The organism is Geomonas sp., from assembly GCF_035254065.1.
Lineage (GTDB): Bacteria > Desulfobacterota > Desulfuromonadia > Geobacterales > Geobacteraceae > Geomonas.
On record NZ_DATFBA010000040.1, the window covers coordinates 1 to 3,706 of the forward strand.

At 62.7% G+C, this 3,706-nt stretch carries 3 protein-coding genes; all 3 read right to left on the bottom strand.

Annotation, left to right across the window (positions count from 1 at the left end; all coding sequences use genetic code 11):
* Nucleotides 1-842 (bottom strand): CHASE3 domain-containing protein (locus VJ604_RS02125; RefSeq protein WP_324079736.1); only part of this gene is annotated, 842 nt, incomplete at its 3' end.
* A gap of 18 nt (nt 843-860) precedes the next feature.
* Nucleotides 861-1,343: a chemotaxis protein CheW gene (locus VJ604_RS02130; protein WP_324079738.1), complete on the bottom strand. Its 483-nt coding sequence runs from the start codon at nt 1,341-1,343 to the stop codon at nt 861-863.
* A gap of 50 nt (nt 1,344-1,393) precedes the next feature.
* The gene (locus tag VJ604_RS02135) at nt 1,394-3,463 is read right to left on the bottom strand and encodes a HAMP domain-containing methyl-accepting chemotaxis protein (protein WP_324079737.1); all 2,070 of its coding nucleotides are present in this window, start codon (nt 3,461-3,463) and stop codon (nt 1,394-1,396) included.
* Between the last annotated feature and the right edge of the window lie 243 nt (nt 3,464-3,706).

The following is a 3,706-nucleotide window of genomic DNA, read 5'->3' on the forward strand; positions in this document are numbered from 1 at the left end:
CTTCCTTCCACGGCTGCCACCGAGAGCAGGTTGGCGTCGGCCACCAGCGCCCTGATCCTCTCCATCATCTCCTTCAAGGCCGCCAAAAGCTGCCCCGATTCGTCGGCGGAGTCGATCTCGAAGGTCATGGAAAGATCCCCCTTGGCGACCCGCCCGGCCACCTCCACCGCCTTGCTGAGCGGCTTGGTGATGGCCCTGGTGAGCAGCCAGGCAATGGTCATGGCTAAAAGGACCGACACCAACCCGCCTGCCAGCAGGACGGTCTTGGTGGAGGAGCGACGGGCGTCGGACGCTGCGGTTCTCTGCGCCAGCAGGGTGTTCTCTTCCTTCCCCATCTCCGCCAGGATGCCCCGCATGGCATCCATCTGCGCCTTCCCCTTGGCTGCCTGCACGGTCTTCACCACCGCATCCATGGATCCCCTGCCGCCTGCTACCTCGCGTCTGAGGGCGATGGTGGGATCCACATCCACCGAAACCCAGCTCTCCTTCATCTGCTGCAGTTTCGCCAGGCGCTCCTGCTGCCGCGGGTTGTCGGAGGTGAGTTGCTTGACCTCGTCGAAGTTCTTCTGGAAGTCGCTCTTGCCCGCCTTGAGCGGCTCCAGGAAGTTCTCGTTGCCGGTGATGGCATATCCCCGCTCCCCCGTCTCCATGTTCACCAGGGCGGTCAGCAGGTTTTGCACGTTATCCAGCACCTTGTAGGTGTGTACGTTCATCTTGTTGGCGTCGCCCAGCGCGCTGAAATTCAGGTAGGCGATCAGGACCAGGGCCACCACGATGGCGTTCTCCGCGATGAACCCTGCGTACAGCTTCTTTCCAATCTTCAGGTTAGACAGCCACTTCATGTAATATGCCCCTCCGGGTTAGGCCGCTTCGGCCACTAGTGCCTCGGCGTCCGCGCCGAAGACCTTGTCGATGTCCAGGATGATGAGGAACTGCTGCTCGTATTTCCCCATGCCGAAGATAACCTCGGTGTTGAGCCGGGTCCCGATGCGGGGAGGAGGCTCTATCTGCTCCGGCGCCAGCTCGATCACCTCCTGGACGGCATCCGCCAGCATCCCCAGCACCAGCAGGTCCCCCCCCAGCGCCATTTCCACCACGATGATGCAGCTGTCCGCCGTCTGCTCGGTGCAATTCATGCCGAACTTCAGCCTCAGGTCGAGGACCGGCACCACGCTCCCCCGCAGGTTGATCACCCCTCGCATGAAAGTCGGGGTTTGGGGAACCTTGGTCACCCCGCTGAAATCGAGGATCTCCCTCACCTTCCCCACATCCACGGCAAAGCTCTCCTCACCAAGTCTGAAGGTGAGGTACTGCCGGCTCCCCGTTAAGGTTGCTGCCTCCATCTCGTCGTCTCCTTTGTCAGTATTGGGTACCGCCACCGGCAGCTTCCTGGTCAGAATCTCTCGAATTGCGCATCCAGCGGTTCATCTTCCAGCATGGCCAGGGAAGCCCCTTTCTTCGGCCCGGACTGGGTGAGGGAACGCTCCTTCGATGGCTGCGGGGCGGCCTTGGCAGCCGCCCTTCTCGCCACCCGCGCGGGGGCCGCCCCCTCCTTCACCCTGAAGAAGGAGATGGTGCACTGCAGTTGCTCGGCCTGGCTGGAGAGCTCCTCCGCCGTGGAAGACATCTCCTCGGCCGCCCCGGCGTTTTGCTGGATGACCTGGTCGAGCTGCTGGATCGCCTTGTTGATCTGCAGGGAGCCGGTGTCCTGCTCGCGGGAGGCCGCCGAGATCTCCTGCACCAGCTCGGCCGTTTTCTGGATGTCGGGCACGATCTGCCCCAGCATGGAGCCCGCCTGCTCGGCCACGTCCACGCTGGAGACCGACAGCTTGCTGATCTCGCCGGCCGCCGACTGGCTCCGCTCGGCGAGCTTCCTCACCTCGCTTGCCACCACCGCGAATCCCTTGCCGTGCTCGCCTGCCCGCGCCGCCTCGATGGCGGCGTTGAGCGCCAGCATGTTGGTCTGGCGCGCGATCTCCTCGATGATGGTGATCTTGCCCGCAATCTCCCGCATGGCGGATACCGTCTGGGCAACCGCTTTGCCGCCGGCCAGCGCGTCCTGCGCCGATTTCACCGCGATCTTCTCGGTCTGCAGCGCGTTGTCCGCGTTCTGCTTGATGTTGGAGGACATCTCCTCCATGGAAGAGGAGGCCTCCTCGGCCGCGGCCGCCTGCTCGGTGGCCCCCTGCGACATGTTCTGGGCCCCGGCGGAGAGCTCCTGGGCCCCCGCTGCCACGTTGTCGGAGGCCGCCTGCACCTCACCCACCACCTTGGAGAGCTGGGCCACCATATCGGCCAGCGCCCGCATCAGCTCGTCCCTCTCCGAGCGCTCCCTGATCTCCACCAGCAGGTTGCCCGCCGCGATCTCCTTGGCGGAGGCGGTGATGGTCTGCATGGCCTCGATCAGCACGTTCAGGTTTTCCTTGATGTCGTTGAAGTCCCCCTGGTACTGCTCGGTTATCTTCTCGGGGAGGTCACCCTTGGAGATACGATCCACGTAGGTGGCTGCCATCTCGAGCGGCCCGATCACCGCGTCCAGGGTGTCGTTGACCCCGGCCACCACCCGCCGGAAATCGCCCTGGTGCAGGGAAACGTCGGCGCGGGTGGCAAGGCGGCCTGCCACCGCCGCGTCCGAGAGGGTGCTGGCGTCGACGACCAGCGCCTTGATGGCATCCATCATCTTCTGCATGGCAGCCATCACGCAGTCCTCCTTCTTCCCCCTGAGGTCGATCACCGCGGTCATGTCCCCCATCGAGACGCGGTTGGCGATTTCTCCCACTTCGCTGGGATCGCCCCCCAGCTGTCCCTTCACAATGCTGGTGATCAGGGCCCCGATCCCGATGCCGATCGCCAGCCCGGCCACGATGAAGCCGATCATCAGCTTCAAGCTCTCGTGGTAGATGCGGTTGGTCTCGGCGTCGGCCTCCTTGAGATTCTCCTCTTTGACGCGGGAAAGGGAGGTGAGGGTGTCGTCCACCACGCCAAGCTTGCTCCGCGCCTCGCCGAAGGAGAGCTCGATGGAGTCCTTCTTGGTGGTCAGCTGCTCCTTCGCCCCCAGGTCCATGACCCGCTGCTGGACCTTCAGCCACTCCTCGTTGGCCGCGTCGAACTTCTTGAAGAGCTCCTTCGCCTTTTCGGAGCGAAACAGCGGCCTCGCCTTCTCCAGCTCCGACTTGTACTCCTCCTTGTACTTGGCGACGTTGTGCAGGTACTTCTCCCGCTCCTGCTGATCGGTCGCCAACAGGAAGTTCTTCTCCGCCCGGGCAACGGAGAGCATGTGGATGTCGGCTTCCTTGATGTGGGAGATGCCCAGCGCCTCCTTCTCGTACATGTCATCGGCCAGGTCGTTGATCTTCCCCATGTTCCTGATGCCGATCATGCCGATCACCGCCCCGACCAGCGCGACCACCACGAAACCGACCATCAGTTTCGTGCTGAGTTTCAAACCATAAAACCACTTCATGTTACCTCCTCCTTCTTACGGTGAATGATCCACTGTTCAAAACAGCGCCAGTTCGGTTTACATTTTGCTTTTCGACCGGGGAGTGGAGTGCAGTATCAGGAAAAACCTGAACCGGCTGTTCAGGATTTCCCTGACAGCTGGTGTTGTTTCCGGTGTGGGGGAATGGTCAAGCCTGGGAGGAGGGTGCGGCAGGAGCTAATGGCGCATGGGATGATGCAGGAGCTAATGGACCGGAAAAGGTGC

Coding starts and splice junctions, on each gene's coding strand:
- VJ604_RS02135 (WP_324079737.1), bottom strand. CDS start 3,463: ATGAAGTGGTTTTATGGTTTGAAACTCAGCACGAAACTGATGGTCGGT.
- VJ604_RS02130 (WP_324079738.1), bottom strand. CDS start 1,343: ATGGAGGCAGCAACCTTAACGGGGAGCCGGCAGTACCTCACCTTCAGA.